At 70.0% G+C, this 26020-nt stretch carries 19 protein-coding genes and 2 tRNA genes; 3 read left to right on the top strand and 18 right to left on the bottom strand.

What is annotated here, in order from left to right:
• Positions 1 to 143: 143 nt before the first annotated feature.
• The gene (gene leuS / locus F0344_RS25085; RefSeq protein WP_185300920.1) at positions 144 to 3017 is read right to left on the bottom strand and encodes a leucine--tRNA ligase; all 2874 of its coding nucleotides are present in this window, start codon (positions 3015 to 3017) and stop codon (positions 144 to 146) included.
• A gap of 430 nt (positions 3018 to 3447) precedes the next feature.
• Between leuS and F0344_RS25080 the strand changes: the two genes are divergently transcribed.
• Together F0344_RS25080 and F0344_RS25075 are read left to right on the top strand one after the other, a co-directional pair.
• Positions 3448 to 4698: a ferric reductase-like transmembrane domain-containing protein gene (locus tag F0344_RS25080; RefSeq protein WP_258050103.1), complete on the top strand. Its 1251-nt coding sequence runs from the start codon at positions 3448 to 3450 to the stop codon at positions 4696 to 4698.
• On the top strand, positions 4695 to 6269 hold the full coding sequence (locus tag F0344_RS25075; protein WP_185300918.1) for an NADH-quinone oxidoreductase subunit NuoF family protein: 1575 nt from the start codon (positions 4695 to 4697) through the stop codon (positions 6267 to 6269). The genes F0344_RS25080 and F0344_RS25075 overlap by 4 nt, the downstream gene beginning before the upstream one ends.
• A 55-nt stretch (positions 6270 to 6324) precedes the next feature.
• On the opposite strand, the gene F0344_RS25070 is transcribed toward F0344_RS25075, so the two are convergent.
• The 8 genes from F0344_RS25070 to F0344_RS25035 form a co-directional block, all read right to left on the bottom strand.
• Positions 6325 to 6397, bottom strand: a tRNA-Ala gene (locus tag F0344_RS25070).
• Positions 6398 to 6503: 106 nt separating this feature from the next.
• Positions 6504 to 6737, bottom strand: a complete 234-nt coding sequence (locus F0344_RS25065; RefSeq protein WP_185300917.1) for a hypothetical protein — start codon at positions 6735 to 6737, stop codon at positions 6504 to 6506.
• 383 nt (positions 6738 to 7120) lie between these two features.
• A tRNA-Ala gene (locus F0344_RS25060) sits at positions 7121 to 7193 on the bottom strand.
• Between the two features lie 115 nt (positions 7194 to 7308).
• Positions 7309 to 7962, bottom strand: a complete 654-nt coding sequence (locus F0344_RS25055; RefSeq protein WP_185302882.1) for a histidine phosphatase family protein — start codon at positions 7960 to 7962, stop codon at positions 7309 to 7311.
• A complete protein-coding gene (rsfS, locus tag F0344_RS25050) occupies positions 7959 to 8390 on the bottom strand; it encodes a ribosome silencing factor (protein WP_185300916.1) in 432 nt (143 codons plus the stop codon). The genes F0344_RS25055 and rsfS overlap by 4 nt, the downstream gene beginning before the upstream one ends.
• Before the next feature lie 90 nt (positions 8391 to 8480).
• On the bottom strand, positions 8481 to 10241 hold the full coding sequence (locus F0344_RS25045; protein ID WP_185300915.1) for an LCP family protein: 1761 nt from the start codon (positions 10239 to 10241) through the stop codon (positions 8481 to 8483).
• 19 nt (positions 10242 to 10260) lie between these two features.
• A complete protein-coding gene (nadD, locus tag F0344_RS25040) occupies positions 10261 to 10878 on the bottom strand; it encodes a nicotinate-nucleotide adenylyltransferase (RefSeq protein ID WP_185300914.1) in 618 nt (205 codons plus the stop codon).
• A gap of 38 nt (positions 10879 to 10916) precedes the next feature.
• Complete coding sequence (locus F0344_RS25035) at positions 10917 to 11081, bottom strand: hypothetical protein (protein WP_185300913.1); 165 nt, start codon at positions 11079 to 11081, stop codon at positions 10917 to 10919.
• A gap of 346 nt (positions 11082 to 11427) precedes the next feature.
• Between F0344_RS25035 and F0344_RS25030 the strand changes: the two genes are divergently transcribed.
• Complete coding sequence (locus tag F0344_RS25030; RefSeq protein ID WP_185300912.1) at positions 11428 to 12537, top strand: M48 family metallopeptidase; 1110 nt, start codon at positions 11428 to 11430, stop codon at positions 12535 to 12537.
• On the opposite strand, the gene F0344_RS25025 is transcribed toward F0344_RS25030, so the two are convergent.
• The 9 genes from F0344_RS25025 to F0344_RS24985 all read right to left on the bottom strand — a co-directional run bounded on the left by F0344_RS25025 (position 12470) and on the right by F0344_RS24985 (position 25927).
• Positions 12470 to 13588 (bottom strand): SCO2583 family membrane protein, encoded by a 1119-nt coding sequence (locus F0344_RS25025; RefSeq protein ID WP_185300911.1) that lies wholly within the window; start codon positions 13586 to 13588, stop codon positions 12470 to 12472. The genes F0344_RS25030 and F0344_RS25025 overlap by 68 nt on opposite strands.
• 166 nt (positions 13589 to 13754) lie before the next feature.
• The gene (locus tag F0344_RS25020) at positions 13755 to 14345 is read right to left on the bottom strand and encodes an SCO2584 family spore wall biosynthesis protein (RefSeq protein ID WP_185300910.1); all 591 of its coding nucleotides are present in this window, start codon (positions 14343 to 14345) and stop codon (positions 13755 to 13757) included.
• Positions 14346 to 14411: 66 nt separating this feature from the next.
• Positions 14412 to 15695 (bottom strand): glutamate-5-semialdehyde dehydrogenase, encoded by a 1284-nt coding sequence (locus F0344_RS25015; RefSeq protein ID WP_185300909.1) that lies wholly within the window; start codon positions 15693 to 15695, stop codon positions 14412 to 14414.
• An 84-nt stretch (positions 15696 to 15779) separates the two neighbouring features.
• A complete protein-coding gene (locus F0344_RS25010) occupies positions 15780 to 16280 on the bottom strand; it encodes a hypothetical protein (protein ID WP_185300908.1) in 501 nt (166 codons plus the stop codon).
• Between the two features lie 121 nt (positions 16281 to 16401).
• Entirely contained in the window at positions 16402 to 17529 is a 1128-nt protein-coding gene (proB, locus tag F0344_RS25005; protein ID WP_185302881.1) for a glutamate 5-kinase, read from the bottom strand.
• Positions 17530 to 17738: 209 nt separating this feature from the next.
• Positions 17739 to 20459, bottom strand: a complete 2721-nt coding sequence (locus F0344_RS25000; protein WP_185300907.1) for a CDP-glycerol glycerophosphotransferase family protein — start codon at positions 20457 to 20459, stop codon at positions 17739 to 17741.
• 197 nt (positions 20460 to 20656) lie between these two features.
• Positions 20657 to 21949, bottom strand: coding sequence for a glycosyltransferase family 2 protein (locus F0344_RS24995; protein WP_185302880.1), 1293 nt, complete (start codon positions 21947 to 21949; stop codon positions 20657 to 20659).
• Between the two features lie 179 nt (positions 21950 to 22128).
• Positions 22129 to 24291: a hypothetical protein gene (locus F0344_RS24990; RefSeq protein WP_185300906.1), complete on the bottom strand. Its 2163-nt coding sequence runs from the start codon at positions 24289 to 24291 to the stop codon at positions 22129 to 22131.
• Between the two features lie 136 nt (positions 24292 to 24427).
• The gene (locus tag F0344_RS24985; RefSeq protein ID WP_185300905.1) at positions 24428 to 25927 is read right to left on the bottom strand and encodes a bifunctional cytidylyltransferase/SDR family oxidoreductase; all 1500 of its coding nucleotides are present in this window, start codon (positions 25925 to 25927) and stop codon (positions 24428 to 24430) included.
• Positions 25928 to 26020 lie beyond the last annotated feature (93 nt).

Raw genomic sequence — 26020 nt, 5'->3', positions numbered from 1 at the left:
AACGGAACAGGCAGGCCAGGGGTTCCAATGGAACCCCCAACCTGCCCGTAGGGGAAAGCCCCGACCAAAGCCCCGATTGAAAGCCCGGACCGAAAGCTCGACCAAAAGCCCCGACCGAAAGCTCCGGCCGAAAGCTCAGACCGTCACGCGGGGACGATGTTGACCAGCTTCGGCGCGCGCACGATCACCTTGCGGATACCGGCACCGCCCAGCGCGGCGACGACGCCTGCGTCGGCCAGTGCCAGCGCCTCCAGCTCCTCGTCCGTGATCGAGGGCGAGATCTCCAGGCGCGCCTTGACCTTGCCCTTGATCTGCACGACGCAGGTCACGGTCTCGTCCACGACGTACGCCGGGTCGGCGACCGGGAAGTCCTGGTGCACGACGGACTCCCGGTGGCCCAGCCGGCGCCACAGCTCCTCCGCAACGTGCGGCGCCAGCGGCGCCACCAGCAGCACCAGCGACTCGGCGACCGCACGGGACAGCGGGCCGCCGGCCTTCGTCAGGTGGTTGTTCAGCTCGGTGACCTTGGCGATGGCGGTGTTGAACCGCATGCCCGCCATGTCCTGGCCGACCCCGTCGATGGCCTTGTGCAGCGCCCGCAGCGTGTCCTCGCCGGGCTCCGTGTCGACGACGGTGACCTCGCCGCTCTCCTCGTCCACGATGTTGCGCCACAGCCGCTGCAGCAGGCGGTACTGGCCGACCACGGCACGCGTGTCCCAGGGGCGCGAGACGTCCAGGGGCCCCATCGCCATCTCGTACAGACGCAGCGTGTCCGCGCCGTACTCGCCGCAGATCTCGTCGGGCGTCACGGCGTTCTTCAGGGACTTGCCCATCTTGCCCAGGACGCGGCTGACCTTCTCGCCCTGGTGGTAGTACGCCCCGTCCCGCTCCTCGACCTCCGCGGCCGGGACCGCGATACCGCGGCTGTCGCGGTACACGAACGCCTGGATCATGCCCTGGTTGTACAGCTTGTGGAACGGCTCGGCGGACGAGATGTGCCCCAGGTCGTGCAGCACCTTGGTCCAGAAGCGTGCGTACAGCAGGTGCAGCACGGCGTGCTCGGCGCCGCCGACGTACAGGTCGACGCCGCCGGTCGGCTGCCCCTCGCGCGGGCCCATCCAGTACTGCTCGATCGCGGGATCGACCAGCTTCTCGCCGTTGTTCGGGTCCAGGTAGCGCAGCTCGTACCAGCAGGAGCCCGCCCAGTTGGGCATGGTGTTGGTCTCTCGGCGGTACTTCCTCGGACCGTTGCCGTCGCCCAGGTCCAGCGTGACGTTGACCCAGTCCGCGTTACGGGACAGCGGGGTCTCGGGCTGGGTGTCGGCGTCCTCCGGGTCGAAGGTGCGCGGTGAGTAGTCCTCGACCTCGGGCAGCTCCAGGGGCAGCATCGACTCGGGCAGCGGGTGGGCGATGCCCTCCTCGTCGTACACGATCGGGAAGGGCTCGCCCCAGTAGCGCTGGCGGCTGAACAGCCAGTCGCGCAGCCGGAAGTTGACGGTGCCCTCACCGACGCCGTGCTCCTTCAGCCACTCGGTGATCTTCGCCTTCGCGTCGACCACCCCCAGGCCGTCCAGCGAGATGTCGTCGTTGGCCGAGTTGACCAGCTTCGCCTCGTACGAGGAGAAGGCGTCGTCCCAGGTCGTGGTGTCCGTACCGCGGTCGTCCGAGGGCTCGACGACACAGCGCATCGGCAGCTCGAAGGCGCGCGCGAAGGCGAAGTCGCGCGCGTCGTGCGCCGGTACGGCCATGATCGCGCCGGTGCCGTAACCCATCAGAACGTAGTCGGCGATGAAGACGGGGACCTTGTCGCCGCTGACCGGGTTGGTCGCGTACGCGCCGGTGAAGACACCGGTCTTGTCCTTGGCCTCGGTCTGCCGCTCCACGTCCGACTTGGAGGCGGCCTGCTTGCGGTACGCGGTGACGGCCTCGGCCGGGCTCGCGTGGCCGCCGGTCCACACCGGGTGCGTGCCCTCGGGCCAGGCTGCGGGGATGATCCGCTCGACCAGCTCGTGCTCGGGCGCCAGCACCATGTACGTCGCGCCGAACAGGGTGTCCTGGCGGGTGGTGAACACGGTGACGGCGCCGGCGCCGTCGACCGGGAAGTCGACCCGCGCACCTTCCGAGCGGCCGATCCAGTTGCGCTGCTGCAGCTTGATGGCCTCGGGCCAGTCCAGCCCGTCCAGGTCGTCCAGCAGCCGGTCGGCGTACGCGGTGATGCGCATGTTCCACTGGCGCAGCTTGGCCTTGAAGACCGGGAAGTTGCCGCGCTCGGAACGGCCGTCGGCCGTCACCTCCTCGTTGGCCAGGACGGTGCCCAGGCCGGGGGACCAGTTGACGGGTGCGTCCGACGCGTACGCCAGGCGGTACTCGCCCAGGACATCGGCGCGCTCGGCGGTGCTCAGCGCGCTCCAGTCACGGCCGTCCGGGGTGGCACGCGAACCGTTCTCGAACCGGGCGACCAGCTCGGCGATCGGACGGGCCCTGTCGGCCTCGGTGTCGTACCAGGAGTTGAAGATCTGCAGGAAGATCCACTGCGTCCACTTGTAGTACTCCGCCTCGACCGTCGCGAACGAACGGCGGTTGTCGTGCCCCAGGCCCAGCCGGCGCAGCTGGACCTTCATGTTCTCCATGTTCGCCTCGGTGGAGGCGCGCGGATGCGTACCGGTCTGCACGGCGTACTGCTCCGCCGGCAGGCCGAAGGCGTCGAAGCCCAGGGTGTGCAGGACGTTGTGCCCGGTCATGCGCTGGTGGCGGGCGTAGACGTCGGTGGCGATGTACCCCAGCGGGTGACCCACGTGCAGCCCCGCACCCGAGGGGTACGGGAACATGTCCATGATGAACTTCTTCGGCTTGGCGACCAGCTCCGGATCGCCCGCCAGGTCCCCGGTCGGGTTGGGCGCCTCGTACGTCCCCTCGGAATCCCAGAAGTCCTGCCAGCGTGCCTCGATGTCGGCGGCCATCGCCGCCGTGTAGCGGTGCGGCGCAGCCGTCTCGGCTGCGGTATTCGTCTCGCTCATGATCCTCAAAGCTCCATCGATCGTCATCTGCCGGCGCCCACGTCTACGGACACACGTCTACGGAAACGAAAAATCCCCTCGCACAGGAGGGGACGCCGCGCCGAGTCCGACCAGGCATTCTCACCGGTCGGGAGTGATCAGCGCGGCTCGCTGAGCAGAAGGCGTACGGCACGCATGGCGCCAGGGTACCGCACAGGCCCGGAGCCCGGCCGGGGACTTCCGGTCCCCGGACAGCAGGCGTGGACGGAACGTCCGGGAAGCGGGGGTTACTCCGCGTACCTGCCTCTATCGGGGCAACCGCGCAATCCCCGTACTGGCTGGTATGGAGCGACTTAGCATGCCGCAACGGGACCGCATCCCCGAACCATTCGGAGTCGCCCCAATGAACCCTCATCGCAAGATCCGCTCATCCCCCACCATGAGCCCCGGAATGAGCCGCCCCATGCAAGGCGGTCTGACCGTCGCCCTGCTGGTTCTCGTCCCGCTCCTCGCCGTCGGCGGGAGCGACGGATTGCGCGCCGCGCTCGACTTCACCACCGGCGTCCTGTCCCTCGTGTCGCTCACCGCGACCATCGCCTGGGGCCTGCTGGCCACCGACCGGCTGTTCCTCTCCAGCCGCCAGCGGCTGCTCGCGCAGGGCATCCACCGGGCCACCGCCGTGGCCTCGCTCGGCTTCCTTCTGCTGCACGCCTCGGTCAAGGTGGCACTCGGTCACGTGGCGCTCGTCGGCGCCCTCGTCCCCTTCGGCCTGGGCGTACGCGGCACGGCCGGCCTCATCGGCTTCGGTTCGCTGGCCGGGCTCCTGATGATCGCCGCCGCCGCGACCGGTGCCCTGCGCAGTGCCTTCGCACACCCGTCCCCAGCCACCACCCTGCTGGGGAACTCGCTGCGCTCCCCTCTCAGCGGGGGCCGGTTCGCGAGCCGCTGGCGCGCTCTGCACGGGCTGGCCTATCCCGCCTGGTGCGCGGCACTGATCCATGGCCTGTACGCCGGACGCGCGGCCGCGGCCTGGGTCGTCGTCATGTACGGCCTGTGCCTGATCGCCGCGGCGGCGGCCCTGGGCCTGCGGCTGCTGCCGTCTGCGGCGAAGCGCCGTATCTCCGCCCGGATCACCGCGCTGATCAGCCCCGACACGCTCCCGTCCGAACCGGACCCGGATCTGCTCTCCGACCCGCTGCCCGGCACGGGAAGCTCATCTCCTCCCGACGCCCCCGGACGGTTCGAGCCGGCGTGGCACGAGCCCGACCGGGGGGTACGGAGCACGCCCGTACGCCCCCGGACCCTGCCCGCGCCCTCCCCGCCCTTGTACGAGGCCCCGCCGCGCGGCTCCGAGCGGCTCAGCGGGTTTCCGGCGGCCACGGAGGCACCGGTCAAAGCCCCCGGGATCGCCGCCGCCTACCGGGCCGTCTCCCTCGCCGCCGACCCGCCGTCGGTCCAGCCGGACAGCCGCTGGCCGACGCCGTCGCCGGCACCTCCCGCGCAGACGGCCCACCCCGGCCACGCCTACGCCCCCGCGCAGGAGGGCCCGTACAACGCCTCCCCGCACACCGCTCCCCCGCACACGGCTCCCCCGTACAGCTCAACCGGCGATACCGCCCGTCTCGCCGGACCACCGCCGGGGCCGCTCTACCCGCCATCCGCCGGTGAACCCTGGCACGCACCCGCTGGAGACCGGCCGTGAACGTCCCCCTCCCTGACGTCCCCGAGGTGCGCGTCGTCGGTCTGCCCCAGCTGACCAGCGGCTTCGACCTGGTGGAGCGGCTCGACCTCAGCATGCATCTGAAGGTGCACGGACCGCTCGAACCCATGACCGGTGAACGCCTCGCCGAGCTGGCCGAGGCCATCTCCCTGTGCGGTCGCGGCGGCGCCGGCTTCCCGTTCGGGAGGAAGCTGCGCGCGGTCGCGAAAGCGTCGATCCGGCGCGGGGTCCGACCGGCCGTCGTCATCAACGGAAGCGAGGGCGAACCCGCCTGCCGCAAGGACACCGTGCTGCTCAACCGTGCGCCGCACCTCATCCTGGACGGCGCGCTGCTGGCCGCCGAGGCGCTCGGTGCGCGCACCCTGGTCGTCGCGGTCACCCGTAACTCCACGGAGATATCCGTCCGGGCGGCCCTGGCCGAGCGCGGGCTGTCCGACAGACGCGGGCAACAGCTGCGCGCCCGGGTCGTGCGCACCCCGGAGCGGATGGTCTCGGGTGAGGCCTCGGCGGTCATCCGGGCGGCGAGCGGTGGCCCCGCCCTGCCTCCGGGCCGCAGGGAACGCGCCGCCGAGTCGGGTGTCGGCGGCGCCCCGACACTGCTGTCCAACGCGGAGACCTACGCCCAGCTCGCCGTCGCCGCCCGGATCGGTTCCCGTCGATACGGACACACCGGGCTGCCCGACGAGCCCGGCACGGTCCTGCTCACCGTCTCCGGCTCCGTATCGCGTCCCATGGTCATCGAGGTGCCGACCGGCGTACCCCTGCGGTACGTGCTCCAGCTGGCCGGTGCGCCGCCGATGCCGCAGGGTGTGCTGACAGGCGGGTATCACGGCAACTGGATCGACGCGGAGTCCGCGCACGACGCCGTCGTCTCCGTCAGGTCACTCGCGGCGGTGGGCGGCGCGCTCGGCGCCGGCGCCGTCCTGCCGATCACCCCTGAGACCTGCCCGCTCGGGGAGTCGCTGCGCATCGCCAACTGGCTGGCCGCCGAGACCGCGGGCCAGTGTGGGCCGTGCAAGCTCGGGCTTCCCGCCGCCGCCGGCGGCCTCTCCGACGTACTGAACGGTGGGGGGCCCGCGGCCCTGGCGGCGCTGCGCGAGGTGACCCAGGCGGTGAAGGGCCGGGGCGCGTGCAAGCACCCGGACGGTTCGGCCCGGTTCCTGTCCTCCACGTTGTCCGCGTTCACCGACGACCTCGCCGCGCATGTCCTGGACGGCGGCTGCGGACGGGACACCCTCGGGGTGCTGCCCCTGCCCGCTGCCGGCCACCAGGATCTGGAGGAGTCCATTCCGAGCGGCGGGTCACTGGCCGTCGACTGGACGCTCTGTCAGGGCCACGGACTGTGCGCCGACATCCTCCCCGAGCTGATCCGGCTGGGCCCCGACGGATATCCGGTGCTCGCGGACGCCGCCGTTCCGATGCACCTGCGCGGACGCGCCCAGCGGGCCGTACGGTGCTGCCCGGCACTGGCTCTCCGTATCGAGCAGGCGCCGGTGCGGCGCCCCGCGCTGCCGAGCACCGGCCGCAAGGCCCTCGGCAGCGGACGAGGTTGAGCGGGAACGACAAAAAGAGCGGGTCATCCGATCCGGATGACCCGCTCTTTCACTGTGGAGCTAAGGAGAATTGAACTCCTGACCTCCTGCATGCCATGCAGGCGCTCTACCAACTGAGCTATAGCCCCTCGCTGCTTGCCGCCCGGTTTCCCTTGGCGACATCGAGAACATTACACGGTCCCCCCGGTGCTCCACCAAATCGTTTCGCGTCCGGTCCGATTTGCCCGCTTCGGGTCAGGCGGTGGCGAAGGAGTAGAACCGTTTGAGCGTGCAGTGCTCCTCCAGGAGACGCCCGTAGATCGGCTCCCCCTCCAGCTCCCGGTAGGTCTCGATGGGGTCGCCTTTTATGATCAGCGCCTGCGCGCACTCCTCGCACCAGTACTGGTAGTCCGGATTGACCGGATCCATGTCCCGGACGATGGGCGTACCACTGCCGCACCAGTCGCACTTACGCCTGTGTGCACCCATCAGTCAGCTCCAGCTGTGGCCGCGGGCCGTGCACACGTGGGAAACCCCGCCGTTGCCGCCCAGAACCTGGGCCACGTGGGACGAACCGCAGGACGGACAGCCAAGGAGATCTCGGTCTCGGGAGGTGAGGGCAGCCGGAGAATCAAGCAGCGGGGCGGGCGGGGCGGCAGAACGGGGAGCGGGAGGGGGGCCGGTGGCGGGTGTGACGGGCAGGTCGGGGACCTGTTCGCGACTCGCAGGCGTCGCGCTCCCTCCCGATCGGTCCGTCGCCCCCTCCGGCGCTCCGATTCTGCCATGGCACCGCAAGGGGGTCAGCCCGCTGAGGAGCCCGCCTTGCGGGGAACGAAAAGATCCCGCCCCCACCGGGGACGGGATCTTCATTGTGGAGCTAAGGAGAATTGAACTCCTGACCTCCTGCATGCCATGCAGGCGCTCTACCAACTGAGCTATAGCCCCGCTGTTCGCGTTGTTTCCCGCGTTTCCACGCTGCGAACAAGAAGAACTTTAGCCTGCGACCAGCCAGAAAGTGAAATCCGGCCGATGTCGCCCGGAGGTGGCCTCCGGGCAGCCGTCACACGTCGTCGCCCAGCACCGGTTCCGGCAGGGTGCCGGCGTTGTGTTCCATCAGACGCCAGCCGCGGGCGCCCTCACCGAGGACGGACCAGCAGCAGTTCGTGAGCCCGCCGAGTCCTTCCCAGTGGTGCGCCTCGAGGCCGAGCAGACGACCGATGGTCGTCCGGATCGTGCCTCCGTGGCTGGCCACGACGAGCGTGCCGTCGTCGGGCAGTTTGTCGGCCTGCGCGAGCACCACCGGGGCGGCCCGGTCGGCGACCTCGGTCTCCAGCTCGCCACCGCCCCGGCGCACGGGTTCGCCGCGCTTCCAGGCGGCGTACTGGTCGCCGAACCGCTCGATGATCTCCTCGTGCGTGAGCCCCTGCCAGGCGCCCGCGTACGTCTCGCGCAGTGCCGCGTCGTGCGCGACTGCGAGGCCGGTGACCGCGGCGAGCTCAGCCGCTGTGGCCGACGCTCTCCGCAGGTCCGAGGCGACGATGGCGTCCGGCTTCAGCGAGGCGAGCAGCCGGGCGGCCCGACGGGCCTGCCCGACGCCGGTCTCGGTGAGCTCGATGTCCGTGGAGCCCTGAAAACGGCGCTCGAGATTCCACGCCGTCTGGCCGTGACGCCAGAGGACGATCCTGCGGCCCCTGCCGCTGCCGCTGCCGTTCAGAGCTGCTCACCTTCCGGGACGCCGTTGAGCTCGGCGTGCTCGGCGGCCTTGCCGCGGGTCTTGATCGCGTCCTCGGGGAGGCCGATCTCGGGGCAGTCCTTCCACAGGCGCTCGAGCGCGTAGAACACACGCTCCTCGCTGTGCTGGACGTGGATCACGATGTCGACGTAGTCGAGGAGGATCCAGCGGGCGTCGCGGTCTCCCTCGCGGCGCACCGGCTTGACGCCGAGCTCCTTCTGCAGCCGCTCCTCGATCTCGTCGACGATCGACTTGACCTGGCGGTCATTGGGGGCCGAGGCCAGCAGGAAGGCGTCGGTGATCGACAGCACGTCGCTGACGTCGTAGGCGATGATGTCGTGCGCGAGCCGGTCGGCGGCCGCCTGAGCGGCGGCGTTGATGAGCTCGATGGAGCGGTCCGTGGCGGTCACATGCAGGCTTTCGTCGGCGGTCAGATCAACCTCTAGGGTCTCACGGACCGCCGACAGCCCCGACGACGATCGTTCGAACGCGCCGGTTCGCTATTCGACCGGGTAGTTCTGGCCGAGCACGACGGACACATCGACGTTCGCGGCGGGCTCGCCCTTCCGTACCGAGCTCGTCGGCAACCCCAGCGTCTTGGCGACCTCGGTCGCCTTCGCCTTGTCCTCCGCCGTCCGGTAGAGGACCGTGGACGAAGCCGCGACCTCGCTCTTCCCGCCGTCGACGAAGGCATAGCCGCCGTTGATCAGCTGCACCCTGGACCGCCCGGGAGCCTCGGTGTTCCCGGTGGCGTTCTTGACGCCCACCCGGACGATCGCGTCCTTGTCCGGCGCCTTCACCGTTCCGCCGAGCACGTCCTTGATCACACTGTTCGTGGCCTTCTCGGTGAGCGCGCCGTCGGGCTGGACCGGCAGCAGCGCCGTCTTGTAGTCGCCGACCTTGGCGTGTCCGGCGAGCTTCGCGAGGGATGCCCCGAGGTCCGCCTCGGGCAGTGACGGGTCGAGGATCTGCCCCAGTGTCTGCACGGTGACCGTCGCGGCAGCGGGGTCCTCCGACAGCTTCCGCAGCACGCTCCGGATGACCTGCCCGAACCGCAGCAGCTGCTTCGCCTCGGGCTCCTCCGGGCCGCGGTAGGTGGCGTACGCGACGGCCATCTGGCCGCTCAGCGTCTGCGCCTCCCCCTTGTTCACCAGCGGCGACGCACCCTTGCGGGTGTCGGGCACATCGGTGTCGGTGTCGACCTCGATGTTCCCGACCAGCTCCACCAGGTTCTCCAGGTACGGCGTGTCGAGACGCCAGGTGCCGCTGATGCTGGTGCCCAGCAGGGCGTCGATCGACTCGCTCGTGGCGGTGGACCCGTCGTCGTCGACGGACCTGCCGAGCGTGGTGGTCGAGCCGTCGTCGGTGGCGACGGCCAGCGAGTTGGGCAGCAGGACGGTGGTGCCCTCTTCGGTCGTGACGTTGTCGACGAGCAGCGCCGTGGAGGTGCCGCCCTTCTTCGTGTTGTGGAGGTGCACCACGATGACGTCCCGCTGCTGCGCACCCGCCTCGGTGGCCTTCGGCTCGTCCGGTCCGGAGAGTCCGGGGAAGTTGTCGGTGGCCCAGAGGTATCCCGTGCCGCCGATCACCACGAGCACCGCGACGACGATCAGGGCGACGATCCGGTTGCGGCCGCGACGCCGTGCCTCTTCGCGCCGCTCACTGCGGCTCTCGGTGAACTTCAGCCAGTCGATGACGTCTTCGGAGTCCTCGTCGGGCTCCTCGATGAACGAGAACTGCTCGGTGCGGTAGTCCGGGGCGGCGCTGCGCTGTCCGGGGACGACCGGTTCCGGGCCGGGTCGGGACGGCCGCACTGGCTCCGGCAGGGCCGTCGTGGGGGCGGCGTTCTGCTGCGGCGCGGTCCACTGCTGGGTGCTGTCGGGCGCCGCGGGCTGCTGCCTGCCGGCGTCGTAGCCGTAGTCGGCGTAACCGCTGTCGTATCCCTGCGGCTGTTGCTGCTGCTGCTGGGCAGCGTAGGGGTCGTACTGCTGGGGCTGCTGCGGCAGCTGGGCGTACGGGTCGTACCCGTAGCCCTGGTCGCCGCCCTGAGCCTGCTGGCCGTGCTGGTCCTGGTGGGACTGCTGACCCTGCTGGGACTGGTGCGGCTGCTGGGACTGCTCTCCGTACGGGTCGTACGGGTTCTGTCCCTGCTGCTGCGCCTGCTGTCCCGGCTGCTGGTACACCGGCTGCCCGTACTCGTCGTAGCCGACGATCTGCGGCTGCTGGTAGTACGGGTCGTACGGGTTCTGTCGGTCGTTCACCGGTGCCCCTCTCCGTGGCTCATTCGCCGCGGTACAGCTGGCGCTTGTCGATGTACCGGACCACTCCGTCCGGTACCAGATACCAGACCGGATCTCCCTGCCCGACTCTCGCACGGCAGTCCGTGGACGAGATGGCCAGCGCCGGAACCTCCACGAGGGAGACGCCGCCCTTCGGCAGTCCGTCGTCCGTGAGCACATGGCCCGGACGGGTCACGCCGATGAAGTGGGAGAGCGAGAACAGCTCCTCCGCGTCCCGCCAGGTGAGGATCTGGGAAAGGGCGTCGGCGCCGGTGATGAAGAAGAGGTCCGCGTCACCGTGGATCGCGCGCAGGTCCCGCAGCGTATCGATGGTGTACGTCGGTCCGCCACGGTCGATCTCCAGGCGGCTCACGGAGAACTGCGGGTTCGAGGCCGTGGCGATGACCGTCATCAGATAGCGGTCCTCGGCCGGCGAGACCTGCTTGTGGCTCTTCTGCCACGGCTGCCCGGTCGGGACGAAGACGACCTCGTCGAGGTGGAACTGGGCGGCCACTTCACTGGCCGCCACCAGGTGTCCATGATGGATCGGGTCGAATGTCCCGCCCATCACGCCGATTCGGCGCTTGCCGCGGCCGGTAGGCACTTCCTGCTCTCCCATGCGTGCAGACCCTACTGGTACGGCCGTGCGCCCCTGCCTCAGCGGTCGCGGTTGAAGGAGGTGGTGATCCACAGCAACAGCAGCAGCACGAGGAACGCACCTCCGCCGGTGAGGTACGGGTTGAGGCTTTCGTGGTTACCGCCGGACTCGCCGCCTTCGGAGGCGAGAGTGACCAGCTGGTGCGCGGTGCTCGTGAGGCTCATCTTCGGCGGGACCTTTTCATCGGGAGTCGGAAGGAAGACGTCGCCGCCATCGTATGCGGGCGCCTCGGGCACGCTCACGCCGACTCAGTCGTTGTTGTCCTCGTTGCCGTATCCACGCAGCAGGAACCAGGCGAGCAGGGCGGCGCCGAGGATCGAGACGATCAGTACGATCCGAAGCGTGTCGCCCGTTCCTGGTCATCGGACGCGGCGGCGAGCAGTGCGACGGTGTACGGCATCTCGGGCGCTCCTCAACGTTGTCCACAGCCCCCGCACACCGTAGCGCCAGCACATACGCTGGGATTTGCCAGGGGGACGAGCGACATCTCGTACGAACAGGGGGCCTTCCATGACCGAAAGCAGCCACGAGAACGTGCCGAGCAGGCAGCGCAGGCGATTCCCGGGAATCTCGTCCCGGGCGTACGAACATCCGGCGGACCGCTCGGCCCTGGTGGCCCTGCGCAGGCTGACGGGGTTCGACACCGTCTTCAAGGCGCTCAGCGGACTGCTTCCCGAGCGCAGTCTGCGGTTGCTCTTCCTCTCCGACTCCGTCCGGGTGAGCGACGCGCAGTTCACCCACCTCAACGCGATGCTGAGGGACGCCTGTTACATCCTGGACCTGGAGAAGGTCCCTCCGATGTACGTCACCCAGGACCCCCGGCCCAACGCGATGTGCATCGGGCTCGACGAACCGATCATCGTCGTGACGACGGGTCTGGTCGAGCTGCTCGACGAGGAGGAGATGCGGGCCGTCGTGGGCCACGAGGTGGGCCACGCGCTCTCCGGCCACTCGGTGTACCGCACGATATTGCTCTTCCTCACGAATCTGGCCCTCAAGATCGCCTGGATTCCCCTCGGCAACATCGCGATCATGGCGATCGTGACGGCGCTGCGCGAGTGGTTCCGCAAGTCCGAGCTGTCGGCGGACCGGGCGGGCCTGCTGGTCGGTCAGGATCTGCAGGCTTCGATGCGCGGCCTGATGAAGATCGCCGGCGGCAACCATCTGCACGAGATGAACGTGGACGCGTTCCTGGCCCAGGCCGACGAGTACGAGAAGGGCGGCGACCTGCGCGACTCCGTGCTGAAGATCCTCAACGTGCTGCCCCGCACGCACCCGTTCACCACGGTGCGGGCCGCCGAGCTGAAGAAGTGGTCGGAGACCCGCGACTACCAGCGGATCATGGACGGCCACTACCCCCGGCGCGACGAGGACCCGGACACCTCGGTCACGGACTCCTTCCGGGAGTCGGCCTCGCACTACGCGGACACGGTACGCACCAGCAAGGACCCGCTGATGAAGCTGGTCGGTGACATCGCGGGCGGTGCGGGAGACCTGGGCGGCAGGCTCCGGAACAAGTTCGCGGGTGCGGGTAACGGCACCGGCACCGGCACTACGGACGGACCGGGGAGCCGTCCGCCGCAGGACCCGGAGGAGGGGTCCGGGCCCGACCGGAGCTGACCGCCAGCGTTCCGCACAGCGCCGCCGTGCGCGGACCCGTCGCATACGGGTCCGTGCCGGCCGGTCCCCGGCTGTCCGCCCGCTCCCCCGCGAGCAGCGGTACCAGCCAACCGGCCGTGTCCGCCGAGCACGACTGGGGTCCGGCCTGCACATGCGCGGTCCGGACCTCCAGTCGGTGGAGCCGCAGATCCTCCCGGTCGAACTGGAAGCTCAGTTCGCGCCGCACGGTGAACAGCGAGGCACCGGCCTCCTTCCGCGGGCCGGAACCGGCCGGGCGCAGCGCGTACGTGAACGTGTGGTCGGAGACCACCTCCAGGGTGTCCGCTCCCACCTCCGTGTAGGCCACCGTGCCCTGGACCCTGACCTTCGGGTCGGCGAGCTCCACGTCCTGGGGATCGAAGCGCACGAGCCAGCCGGTGGCGGAGTGCCGGCCGTCGTCGGCGGGTGAGTTCACGCTCCGCTCGAACTGGGCCGTCTGGTCCGGGTCCAGCAGGCGCTCGACGGGCCGGGTGGACGTTCCGTTGAGCACGTCGGGGTCGGTCGAGGACCCCACCAGATAGTCCTTGACCGTGGACAGGGCAGCCGTCACCTGGCTGACGGAGAAGCTGTGCGTGCGCCGGACCGCGGGGAGAGCGATGCCGTCGGCGCCGGTCCGGAATTCCGCTGCCGGGCTCGCCGCGTAGAGAGCCGCGGGGGTACCGCCCCGCACGGCTCCCTGCGGGGCGAGGGGCACCGTGGTCACCTTCAGCGGTTCGGCGCGCGTGACGGCGGGTGGCGGGTAGGGGTTGCGGAAGCCGATGTACACCGCCGTGGCGAAGGCCAGGGCGATGAGCAGTACCAGGGCCATGGCGGCCTTGGAGCCGTTGCGGGCGACGCGGCCGGGCAGTGGACGTACGGCGGCGGTGTGGTCGCCCAGGCGTTCCTGTGCGGAGAACTCCTGAAGGCGGGCAGCGCGGACGAACGATTCGTCGAAGACGAGCGAGCGGTACTCGTCCTCGCCGCCCGCGGGGTTCTCGGGCGGGCCTTCCGGCGGTTCTCCGCGGCCAGTCATGACTTCTCCCGATCGCCGACACGTACGCGGGCGCACAACCGGACAAGTGAGGAGCCCTCTCCGGGAGACCGGAAGAGGGGTCACACCTTCAGGGTAGGTCGATCGGGCAGAACGTAAACGCGGGAGAGGCCAGAAGTAGGAAGGGGCCGTCAGGAGGGAGGCGCCGTCAGGGGGTGCGGGGCACCGCGGAGACGGTCGGGCGGGTGTGGCCGGCCGGGGCGGAGCGGTCGGTGCCCGGCTTGTCGACGCCGCTCGTCACCGGCTGCGGAATCTGGTCCTGGCGGTTGCCCGAAGCGCCGCGGTACACGGCGGAGAAGGCCAGCGCGACCATGCCGACGCCCATCACCAGGGCGAGCAGCCAGGCCACCGGCCGGTGCCACCGTGCCGAGCCGCGATAGGGGCGCAGCGCGCCGCCGTGCGGCCCGTACGGGCCGCTGTAGTCGTCCTCGTCCCCGTCGGGGTCCGCGGAGGTTCCGTAGGGCCGTCTGCGGCCGTACGCGCCGTCCTGGCCATGGTCCTCGTCGTAGAGGTCGTCGTCCAGCGGGCCACCGCCGGAGCGCGCCCGGGCGGCCTCCGCCTCGGCTCGCGCCTGGGCCGCGAGGACCAGCCGCTCCACCGCGGTGGGTTCATGGACCGCCGCGGCCCGTACGAAGTCCTCGTCGAACACCACGGAGGCGAAGTCCTCGTCCGCGCCCCCGCGGTCGTCGTCGGGCTCCCAGCCGTCCTGGAACGGCCTGCCTCCCACGTCGTCCGGCACGGCTTCAGCGTAGCCGCGCCGGGTCGGTTTGGGCAGGGAGCGCACAGACCAGGCCGCCCCCGTCGGCTACCGGATGTGGCCGTCGCCGGTGACGATGTACTTCGTGGACGTCAGCTCCGGAAGTCCCATGGGACCCCTGGCGTGCAGCTTCTGCGTCGAGATGCCGATCTCGGCGCCGAACCCGAACTGGCCACCGTCCGTGAAGCGCGTGGAGGCGTTCACCGCGACCGTCGTGGAATCGACCAGCTGGGTGAAACGGCGGGCCGCCGCCTGCGACGTGGTCACGATCGCCTCGGTGTGACCCGAGGACCAGAGCCGGATGTGCGCGACCGCGGCGTCCAGCGATTCGACGACGGCCGCCGCGATGTCGTACGAGAGGTACTCGGTCTCCCAGTCCTCCGGTGTCGCCTCCACCAGGGTGGCCTTCGAGTTCCCGGCGTATCCCATGACGCGTTCGTCGCCGTGGACCGTCACGCCCGCCTCGGCCAGGGCGTCCAGGGCCAGGGGAAGGAACTCGGCGGCGACGTCCTTGTGGACGAGTAGCGTCTCGGCCGCGTTGCACACGCTCGGGCGCTGTGCCTTGGAGTTGATCAGGATGTCGACGGCCATGCCGAGGTCGGTCTGCGCGTCCACGTAGACGTGGCAGTTGCCGGTACCGGTCTCGATCACGGGCACCGTGGACTCCTCCACGACCGTGCGGATCAGCGAGGCGCCGCCGCGCGGGATCAGCACGTCGACCAGGCCGCGGGCCCGCATCAGCTCCCGTACCGAGTCACGGCTCTCGCCCGGAACCAGCTGCACGGCGTCGGCGGGGAGGCCGGAGCCCCCGACGGCGTCGCGGAGGACCCGGACGAGGGCGACGTTCGAGGCGTACGCGGAGGAGGAGCCCCGCAGGAGCACGGCGTTGCCCGACTTGAGGCAGAGGGCGGCCGCGTCCACCGTCACATTGGGACGGGCCTCGTAGATGATCCCGACCACGCCGAGCGGTACACGGATCTGACGGAGGTCGATGCCGTTGGGGAGGGTCGAGCCGCGGACCACTTCACCGACCGGGTCGGGCAGCGCCGCGACATCGCGCACATCCGCGGCGATGGCGCGGATGCGCTCGGGGGTGAGGGTCAGCCGGTCGACGATCGACTCGCTGGTCCCGGCCTCACGGGCACGGGCGACGTCCTCGGCGTTGGCGGCGACGATCTCGCCCGTGCGCACTTCGAGGGCGTCCGCGATGGCCAGCAGCGCGTCGTCCTTCGCCGAGCGCGGGAGCGGCGCGATGTCCGCGGCGGCGGCGCGGGCCCGGTAGGCGGCCTGGGCGACCGGGGACATGTTGTCGTACGGCGAGAGCGTGGTCATGCCCGCAGGGTAATGCGCACGCTGCGGGCATCCCTCACGTATCCCGTGATGCGAGACGGCCGGTCCGCAGGGCGGCCGGCCCGTTCAGTACGGGTGCACTCCGACGGGGGCCGCGGGCGGTGGCCCGTACCCCTCGGCGATGCGCAGGTGGTACGTCTCCCGGTCGATGACCTCCAGGCCGACGATCTCCCACGGCGGGAGCCGGGCGCTGGAGCGGTGCTCGCCCCACAGCCGCAGGGCTACGGCCGCCGCGTCGTGGAGGTCGCGGGCCTCTTCCCAGTAGCGGATCTCCGCGTGGTCGTTGGCATACCGGCTGGTCAGCAGGAACGGGTGGTCGTGGGCCAGCTGCTCCAGGCCGCGTCTGACCTCCTTCAGCGGGATCTCCGAACCCGAGACGCTGAGGGTGATGTGCCAGAGCCTGGACTGGGTCCGTTCCTCCCGCGCCGCCATCGGTTCCTGCTCGGTGGCTCGGTCACTGTTGCTGTCCGTGGGCAGCCCGGCGCCGAAGTCGGAGCCCGCCCCGACGCTGGTCAGGGCGCGGCTTCCCGTCCCTCGGGGCGGCGCCCCCGGGCGCGCTCGTCTCACCGGCGGCCTCCTGTGAATGCGTTGCGGTGCTGTACGCCTTGTGTCCCCGCTACAAAGTTGACCAGTCCGGAGCCGGGTGTGGGGCGCTTTTGGTGAAGGTCTCCGCCGAATCTCCGGAGCCTCAGCCGATTCGGGGGGTGAGTCCGGGCGCGAGGACGACCAGATCGTCCCTGTGTACGACCTCGCGTTCGTAGGCGGGGCCCAGTTCGCGTGCCAGCTCGCGGGTGGACCGGCCGAGCAGCTGGGGGATCTCCTTGGCGTCGAAGTTGACGAGGCCGCGGGCGACGGCCCGGCCGGAGAGGTCGCGCAGTTCCACCGGGTCCCCGGCGGTGAACTCGCCCTCGACGGCGGAGATCCCGGCGGGCAGCAGCGAGGTGCGGCGGTCCACCACGGCCCGTACGGCACCGTCGTCGAGGACCAGGGCTCCCCGCGGGGTCGACGCGTGGGCCAGCCAGAGCAGCCGGTCGGCTGAGCGGCGTCCGGTCGGGTGGAAGTACGTGCCGGTGTCGCGGCCCGACAGCGCGTCGGCGGCGTGGCTGGCGGAGGTGAGGACGACGGGGATACCGGCGGCGCCGGCGATCCTGGCGGCTTCGACCTTGGTCACCATCCCGCCGGTGCCGACGCCCGCCTTCCCTGCGCTGCCGATCGAGACACCTTCCAGGTCCTGCGGACCCTGGACCTCCGCGACCCGTGTGGCGCCCGGGGTCCGGGGGTCGCCGTCGTACAGGCCGTCGACGTCGGACAGGAGGACCAGGAGGTCGGCGCGGACCAGGTGGGCGACGAGCGCGGCGAGCCGGTCGTTGTCGCCGAACCGGATCTCGTCCGTGGCCACGGTGTCGTTCTCGTTGACGACGGGCAGGGCGCCCATGTCGAGGAGCTGGTCGAGCGTGCGGTAGGCGTTGCGGTAGTGGGCGCGCCGGCTGGTGTCGTCGGAGGTGAGGAGCACCTGCCCGACACGTACGCCGTGGCGGGCGAACGAGGCGGTGTAGCGGGCGACCAGAAGTCCCTGGCCGACGCTCGCCGCGGCCTGCTGACGGGCCAGGTCCTTGGGTCTGCGGATCAGTCCGAGCGGGGCGAGTCCGGCGGCGATCGCACCGCTGGAGACCAGGACGATCTCCTTCTCCCCGCCGCTCCTGACGCCTGCCAGGACATCGACGAGGGCGTCGACACGGTCGGCGTCGAGGCCGCCTGCCGCCGTCGTGAGGGAGGAGGAACCGATCTTGACCACGATCCTGCGGGCGCCGGTCACGCCCGGCCTGGCAGCTGACACGTACTTCCTCACTCTGGCTGGCCCGGAGCGCCGCTGAGGGGCCGTCAAGGGCTCCTGCGGCCCGGGCTTGCGGGGGCCGTCCGAGCAGCACAGTACGCGAGCGGCCGCGCCCGGCGCCTTCCCGTTCCGTCCGGTGGACACGCCGCGGACGGATGGTGGGAGGCGCGGCGCGGCCGGCCCGGACGGCGTCAGTCGTTGTTGACGGTCAGCATCCGGTCGACGACCCGCGCCGAGGCCAGACCGTCGGAGGGCTCGCAGAAGTCCACCCTGAACTGGGCGTACTTCTCCTTGTACTCCTCCGTCACCGCGTCGATGCCGCGGATGGCGTCGACGAGTTCACCGGACGTCTTGATCAGCGGTCCCGGGGCGCGCGACGTGAAGTCGAAGTAGAAGCCGCGCAGGGTGTCCCGGTAGTGCTCCAGGTCGTACGTGAAGAACAGCATCGGCCGGCCCGAGTGGGCGAAGTCGAAGAGCACGGAGGAGTAGTCCGTGATCAGCACGTCCGCGATCAGGTAGAGGTCGGCGATGTCCGGGTAGTACGTGACGTCCCAGACGAAGCCCTGGCCCGCGCCGGGGATGCTGTCGAGGACCTTGTGGTGCTTGCGGTAGAGCAGCACGTGGTCGTCGCCCAGCTGTTCCTGGGCGGCGGTGACGTCGATCTGGTTGTCGAGCTTGAAGCGCCGGCCGCCGTACCGCTGGTCGTCGCGCCAGGTCGGCGCGTACAGGACGACCTTCTTGCCCGCGGGGACGCCGAGCTTCTCCCGTACGGCCGCCGCGCGCTTGACCCGGTCCGGGGCGTGGAAGACGTCGTTGCGCGGATAACCGGCCTCCAGGACCTCGCACTGGAGGCGGAAGGAGTTGGTCATGATCGGCGTCGTGAAGGAGTTCGGCGTGATGAACAGGCTGTACTGGCGCGAACGCTGCGGCAGGCTGGAGATGTAGGCGAGGTTGGCCTGCGGGGTGCCGAGCAGGTCGGCGCCGATGCGCTTGAGGGGCGTGCCGTGCCAGGTCTGGACGACGACCTGGCCCTCACGGCGGACGAACCACTCGCGGATGCCGCCGTTGGTGACGATGTAGCGGCTGCGGGCCAGGGCCTCGTACCACTCCTTGCTGCCCCACAGCACTCCGCGGACGCCCGGCGGCAGCACGACCTGCTCGTCGTGGACCATCGCGATGTGCTCGACCTCGGTGCCTCGGCGTACGAGCTCCTCGTAGACGGCGCGGGGCGAGTCGGAGAACTGCTTGCCGCCGAAGCTGTTGTAGAGCACGGCCTCGCGCAGCGGCAGCTTGCGCTGCTCGGGGGTGTACACGTCACGCATGAGCCGCTGGCGGTACGCGCCGCGCAGCTCGGGTTCCAGGGCGGGGCCCGACTCCAGGAAGATCCGGTCGTGGTCCAGCCGCTCCAGCGTGTACGTCCGGCGGGCGCCATCGTGGGCCGAGGGCAGTAGGGAGACCAGGTCGGGGCGGATCGTCACGGGGATGTCGTGCCGGTGGTTCCACTCGTCCCGGGCGCGCAGGAAGGGGAGCCAGCGGCCGGCCCGGAGCGGGAGCGTCCCGTCGTACGTGGGCATGGCGTCGGGTGTGAGGCGGGCCGTGAAGCGCCCGTTCTCGAACTCGGCGGGCAACGGCTTGTCCTCGTTGCGGCCGCTGTGCCGCAGGACGAACTTCATCTTCTCGGCCGGGCCCGCGTACGTACCGGACAGCGTCAGCTCGCCGTTCTCGGACCATTCGGTCGTGTCGACGACGGGCTGGGCCGTGCGGAGCTGCGGGGTGAAGTTGCCCGCGCCGTCGGTGAGCACGGCGAATTCGAGGGTGCCCGGCAGCTGCCGCACACCGGTGCGCAGGGACTGGCCGATCGTGGCGCGGCGCATCGTGCCGTCCGCGAAGACGATCCGCGCGCGGTATTTCCGGGCCTTGCCGGGGACGACGCCCGCGACGGGCAGATCGCCGAAGGGCAGGCGCGCGGTGTGGCGGTGCCAGCCGTCGGCGCCGATGGAACCGGCCTCCAGCGGGAGGTCGATGGAGAACTCGGTGCCCTCGTGGTCGATGCGCAGCGCGGTCGGGATCTTCCCCGAGGCTGCGGCCGTACCGCGCGAGCGGATCGTCACGGTGAGGCCGTTGTCGTCCGTCTCCTGCGACTCGACCTCGGCGGGCACGACGTCCACGGTGAGCTTCAGCCGGTTGCGGTCGTAACCGGCGACGAGGCGTACGCCGTCGTCCAGCACGTGCACCTGGCTGTGGCCCGCGGCTCCGCTGTTGCTCTTCAGGATGCTGCCGACGGACATGCCTCCGGGGCGCGGGATGCCGATCCCGAGCCGCCAGGTGCCCGCCTGCCACTGACCGCGGGTCCGCAGCCGCGACGGGTCGATGGCGAGCTCGAAGCCCGACCAGTCGTAGCAGTGCAGAGCCCCCTTGGCCTCCGCCGTCGCCCTGGGCTCCAGGACGGTGCGCATCCGCAGCGGGATGGTGCTCCGGCTGCCCTGCCGGCGCAGCACGGCGACGCGCAGCGAGCGCTTGCCGGTCGCCGAGGGGACGTTCGGGATGTAGGCGTAGCCGCGGACGACCAGGCGTCCGTCCTGCCAGGCCAGGTCGGTCAGCTTGCCGTGTACGGGAAGCTCGCTGCGGGTGAAGTTGCGCACCGTGGGGGGCAGCGAGGAGCTTTCGACTCCGGGCAGCTCGATGCGGGCCCGCCGCAGGCCCCTGACGGCGAAGACGCCGGGGTTCTCGCGCTCGTAGTGGAGGACGTCCATCAGCTCGTCGCCGCGTCCGCTGGCCGCCAGGTGCCACTTGACCCGGGCCATCGGCGAGAACTGCCTGACCAGCTTGGGCGCGGCCCGCGCCAGGAAGTCCTTCGCGGCTGCGTGGAAGGCGGTGCGCTCCTCGACCGGTGTCTCGGGAAAGTACTTCATGAGACGGCTGAGCTCTTCGGGAATGGTTTCGACAGGTCGGGACGCCACGGCGAGAGGGCCTTTCCGGGGGGACTTTCAGACGTGAACCCCAGGAAGACGGGGCGTGAATGAGACTCTCACCAAGGTCTCATGGTTGCCCAACAGGGTGGAGTGACGCCCGTCACAACCCCCTCCGCGCAGAGGGCGCTTCGACCCGCTCACGCCCTGGTGCGCGCACCCGCGCGCCCCCTCTGCGACCGTGGCGCCCGGAGCGTCCGGAGGGCTGTCCGGCGGATCTTGCGCACCACGCGGCGGGCGAAGGAGAGGTATGGCTTTGGTTCCGGCGCCTCGATCCGCCGTCCGCCGATCCACTCGGTGACGGTCACCTCGTACGCCGAGTCGGGCAGACCCGAGCCGTCCCTGAAGTGCGGATACGCGAGGTACAGCCGGGAGGGACGGTCTTCGTGGACCAGCGCGGGCTCGCTCTTGGCCTTCATGAACCGCAGGACGTCGAGGAGCAGATCGAGCCGGCCCATCGCGACACAGGTGAGCCTGAGCCGTTCGTTCGCCTTCAGTCCGCGTGCCAGTCCCGGCGTCCAGTACGCCGCGAGGAGGGGCGCCGCCAGCGCCATCTTCTTCTCGCGGACGGCCTTCGACTGCTTCAGCAGATTGGGTCCGAACTGTGGCAGCAACGTGATGACGAACGGGCGGACCATGAGGGAGTCCCGACGCGGCCCCGGAGGCACGTGGGTGGCGATCAGCCGCATCAGTGCCCGCGCCGAATCGAACCGCAGTACGTAGCTGCCGCTCTTGGTCACGTGCTTGCCGTCGTCCCGGCCCACGAGGTAGTAGCAGGTGTGGTCCGCCACGACGGAGACGCCGTTGCCCCGCAGATACGCCTCCATGGTGAAGAGCGCGTCCTCGCCGGTCCTGAGCTTCTCGTCGAAGGACATCCCGAGCCGCTGGAGCAGCTCGCGCCGGAAGAGCTTCTGGGCGCTCAGGGTGAACTTGACGTTGGAGTGGTACAGGTCGACGCGTTCGACCGTCTCCTTCCACATCGACTTGGCCGCCCCCCTGTTGACGCCGACGACCTTGCCGAGGATCACGTCCGTACCGGCGCGGTCACCCATCGCGACCATCCGCTCCAGCGCTTCGGGACCGAAGTAGTCGTCGGCGTCGAGGAAGAAGACGTACCGCCCGCGGGCCAGAGAGAGACCGGTGTTGCGCGGCCCGCTGGGCCCGCCGGAGTTGGCCTGGTGGATGACCCGCGTCGGGATCGCGGTACGGGCGGCGAAGGCGTCCAGATACTCCCCCGTGCCGTCCGTGGAGCCGTCGTCGACCGCGACGATCTCCATACGCCCGGCGGGCAGCGTCTGCCCCTCGACGGACTCCAGGCAGCGGATCAGGTACGGCATGGCCTCGTAGGCCCCGATGACGATGCTGACGTCGGGTTCGACGGCACCGGGTTCGGCGGCACCGGAGCCGCGGGTATCGGTCTCGTTGGCGTCCATGACCATCTCGGCAGTACCCATCTCGTTGATTCTCATCACAAATGAGACAGAATGCTGATCTAATCTACCTTTTGCGTGTCAACACGCAGATCGGCCCGTACATCCCTCTCCTGGAGAGATGTACGGGCCGACCGATTGGTTGCCTGGCCGTCGCGACGACCTTGATCACTCGGGGACGGTCAGCCGACCACCGAGGATCCGGTGCCGATCTCGGCGTCGGCCGCGGCCACGGCCTCGGCGACGACCTGCTCCTCGCCGTCACCCGCGCCGCTTGACGTGTCCTCCGGGTCGGGAACCGCTGCCACGTCCTGCTCCCCGATTCGCTGTCTGACCCCGGCGTTGCGCGCCTCGGCCTTGGCCGCGAGTGCGCGCACAGCGGCGTTGAACTGCTCCATGGAGGTCGGTTCGTCCGGGCCGAGCAGATAGCTCTTCAGCTCGTGCCTGGCCTTGGCCAGCGGGTCGGCCGCACTGTCCGCGACCGCGTCCAGCAGCTCACCGATCTCCTCGGCACTGTTGGAGAGGATGACCGCCGCCCGTACGGCGGTGTTCTGCCGCTTGAACTCCTCCACGCCCAGCTCCGCCGAGTCGGTGACCGCGTACGGCTTGCCGCTGGCGATGAAGTCGGACACCACGCTGGAGATGTCCGAGACCATGGCGTCGGACTCGTTGAAGCAGTCGTACAGCTTGGGCTGCGGGCCGGTCACCGTCTGGTGCTCCCACCAGCCGAAGGAACGCCAGTAGGCGTCGTTCCACTCGGCACGCAGGGCCTCGGCACGCTCCTGACGGGAGGGGTCGGCGAGCGAGACGCGCGACTCCTCGGCGTCGTCGCCACCGGCGCGGCCGGGCGTCGCCAGCCCGGCGAGCGCCGCCTCGATCCTGGCCAACTCGCCCTTCGCCGCGTCCTGCCCCGCGAGGGAGGCGGCGGCCTCCTCGGCCCAGCGCGGCTCGGCCGCACGCTCGGCGTTCGCCTTGTTCAGCAGGCTGCGGATCCGTGCGTTGACGGCCTTCGCCCTGGGGTTGCGGATGCCGGTGAAGGGGTGCGGCTTGTAGATGACCCGCACCGGCTTCTCGGCGCTCAGCAGGCGGCGCACGATGTTCTCGCCCGCGAGCAGCATGGAGGTGTTGCCCGGGTTGTCGTCCCAGCCCTCCCAGGTGGGGGCGTACAGCACGGTCGGGATGGGGTTCTTCGCGGTGCCGGTCCAGGTCGTGATCGGCGCGAGCTGCGGCCGTCCGACCTCGACGATGTCCTCGTCACGGACGCCGACGTCGGCCAGTGCGTAGCGGTCGCGGCCCGCACGGCCGGCCGTCCACACCTCGTCGTACGCCTTGGAGTACGGGTTGACGCTGGCGAGCTTGTCGCTGTCGCCGTGCCCGATGAACACGTGCTTCATCGTGGGGACCCGCAGCATGTGGATGTTCTTGCCGACGTTGGCGGGGTAGAGGCAGACCCGGACGCTGGAGAGGTCCAGGTTCATCAGGTGCGTACCCGCCGGCACGCAGAGCACCGGCACCGAGGTCTCGGCGAGCTGCGGCACGAGAGCGCGCTCACGCATGATGATCAGCGGCCGGCCGTCGACCTTCGCCATGGTGTCGAGCCACATGTTGCCCTGGTACGCAGACTCGTTGGAGCCGGAGAAGTAGAGGACGACGGTCGGCTGGTACTCGCGCAGCCAGCCGTCCACGGCCTTGAGCACCGCGCCGGCCGGCGGGACCAGCCGGCCGCGGCGCAGATACTGGACGACCAGCGCGTTGAACAGGAGCGCCAGCAGCAGGGTGAGCGCGGCACCGGCATAGCCGATGGCGTTCACTCCGGTCCCGGCGGCGACCAGGATGCCGACCACCGCGGGGATGTCGAGGTGGAGCATCTTCTCGGCGGAGCGGTGCAGCAGCACACGCGGCGGTGCGTCGGGGATGCGCACGGCGTGCAGATCCACGTTGCGGGTGACGACCGGCATGGTGCGGCGCATCCGGAGCAGGGTCGTCATCGCGCCGTGCGGGGCCTGCAGGCCGTAGAAGAGCAGGAAGCAGGCGACCGTCGCGAAGAAGAGCGGCTCCGCAGCGAGATCCAGCCGGGCCAGCAACAGGATGACCATCAGCTGGCGGAGCAGGAAGCGGATAGAGAGCCCCGCCCGCACCTTGCCGAGCCGGTTGACGAGATAGCTGCCGCTCTGATGGAGATACCAGTCCGCGACATACGTGACAGCCGTGGCCGCCGCGAAGAACCAGATATTGGGCAGAAGCGCGGCAAGCATGATGAGGGGATATCCCAGCATCATCAGTACGGCCGCGAACAGTTCTGACCGGCTGCCCACACGGGCCAGGCGGATGGCTGTCGAAATCACGAAGAACCTGCTCCAGGAGGGGTGCCGGTTTGATTCACGTATTGAGGGAAATGTGAAGACGGGGCTTCACGCATTCGGGCCTCTGCGTTCGCGGAATGCGATCACAGAGGCCCGAAAAAACATTTGTCAAGAATTATTACACATCTTCCTGACGGTCGAGCACGGAGGCCAGGGCCTGCTCGAACCCGGAGGATTCCGAGACGTCGCTGGTCGGGTCCTGTTGCCGGACGTCGATGACGTGACCCGTCATCGCGGAGAGCAGCACGTCCAGCGAGGTACGGGCCACGGCCTCCGAGGAGAGCAGCGAGCCCTCCGGCTCCTGGCCGAACGCCTTGGTGCGCATCGGGGTCGCCGTGCGCTCCGGATTGACGCAGTTCACCCGGATGCCGTCGCCCGCCCACTCGTCGGCGAGCGCCTGGGTGAGGTTCACCATGGCCGCCTTGGTGGAGGAGTAGAGGCTGTACTCGGCGCGGCCGCGCGTGTAGCTGCTGGAGGTGTAGAGCAGCAGCTGGCCCTTGGTCTCCGCCAGGTACTTGTACGAGGCACGGGCGATCTGGACCGGCGCCAGGTAGTTGACGTTCAGCGCTTCCTGGATCGTGGCGGTGTCGGTCTCCGCCAGCTTGCCGATGCGCAGCACGCCCGCCGTGTTGATGACGTAGTCGATGCGCCCGGTCTCCGCGTACGCCTTGGACAGCGCGTCGTCGACGTGCTCCGGGTTCTCGACGTGCGTACCGGTGGTGGAGCGGCCCAGCGCGTAGACGCTCGCGCCGTACTGCTCGGCCAGCCTCGCGATGTCGGCGCCGATGCCGTACGAGCCGCCGAAGACGACCAGCGTCCTGCCGGCGAGCAGCTCACGGTAGGCGGCCTCGTCGGCCTGGCGGGGAGCGGCGGTGGAGGCCAGCTGGAAGAGCTTGTCGGTGATGAAGACGTCGACCGGCTGGGTCACCTTCATGTTGTACTCGTCGCCCGCGACCACGTAGATCGGCACGTCGGGGAGGTACCGCAGGACCACCGAACAGTCGTCGGTGGCCTGGAAGTTGGGGTCTCCCGCCGCGATCCTGTACGCCTTGCGGATCGTCGACAGCTTGAACGCCTGCGGGGTCTGGCCGCGGCGCAGCCGGGACCTGTCCGGGACGTCGGTGATGAACTCGCCGTCACCGCCGTGCGTGCGGGTCACGATGATCGTGTCCGCGGACGGGATGGCGACATCGACGGCCTGGTAGCGGTCGAGGGCGTCGACACAGTCCTTGATGACGCGCTGCGACAGGAGGGGGCGGACCGCGTCGTGGAAGAGGACGTTGCGGTCCTCGCCCTCGGCCAGGCCCTCGCCGAGGGCCGCGATGGCACGCTGGGTGGTCTCGTTCCGGGTGCTGCCACCCTCGATGACCTTGACGACCTTGGTCAGTCCGGCCTTGGCGACGATCGCCTCGACGTCGGGCACGAAGCCGGGCGCCATCAGCACGATGACATCGTCGATGCCCTCGGCGTTCTGGAAGATGGTCAGCGTGTGCTCGATGACTGCCTTGCCGGCGATCTTCAGCAGCTGCTTGGGGATCGACAGTCCGACGCGCTGACCGGTACCACCGGCGAGTACGACAGCAGCGGTCCGGGGCTTGGCGTGGTGCGGCACAGACACAAACGACCTACCTTGCGATGACGAGGGAACAGTGTGATGGTCGCACTCTCCGTGACCGTCCCGCAAGGCGGACGTCGACCGGTGCATGCCCTC

The sequence above is a fragment of the Streptomyces finlayi genome, assembly GCF_014216315.1.
Lineage (GTDB): Bacteria > Actinomycetota > Actinomycetes > Streptomycetales > Streptomycetaceae > Streptomyces > Streptomyces finlayi_A.
The sequence above is the reverse complement of the archived record's forward strand: the minus strand, read 5'-3'. Positions and strand labels throughout refer to the sequence as shown.